This window comes from Shewanella sp. 0m-6, assembly GCF_052977325.1.
This window is the reverse complement of record NZ_JBRIMD010000074.1, coordinates 1-522: the sequence shown is the minus strand read 5'-3', so window position 1 is coordinate 522 and position 522 is coordinate 1. Positions and strand designations below refer to the sequence as shown.

General features: G+C 54.6%; 1 rRNA gene. It reads right to left on the bottom strand.

The window, feature by feature from the left end:
- Positions 1-15: 15 nt before the first annotated feature.
- A 16S ribosomal RNA gene (locus tag ACVBJC_RS20420) occupies positions 16-522 on the bottom strand; the annotation flags it as partial.

Genomic DNA, 522 nt, shown 5'->3' with positions numbered 1-522 from the left:
AGTTAGTCGTATAGGTAAGGAGGTGATCCAGCCCCAGGTTCCCCTAGGGCTACCTTGTTACGACTTCACCCCAGTCATGAACCACACCGTGGTAAACGCCCTCCCGAAGGTTAAGCTATCTACTTCTGGTGCAGCCCACTCCCATGGTGTGACGGGCGGTGTGTACAAGGCCCGGGAACGTATTCACCGTGACATTCTGATTCACGATTACTAGCGATTCCGACTTCACGGAGTCGAGTTGCAGACTCCGATCCGGACTACGACCGGCTTTGTGAGATTAGCTCCACCTCGCGGCTTCGCAACCCTCTGTACCGACCATTGTAGCACGTGTGTAGCCCTACTCGTAAGGGCCATGATGACTTGACGTCGTCCCCACCTTCCTCCGGTTTATCACCGGCAGTCTCCCTAAAGTTCCCACCATTACGTGCTGGCAAATAAGGATAAGGGTTGCGCTCGTTGCGGGACTTAACCCAACATTTCACAACACGAGCTGACGACAGCCATGCAGCACCTGTCTCAGAG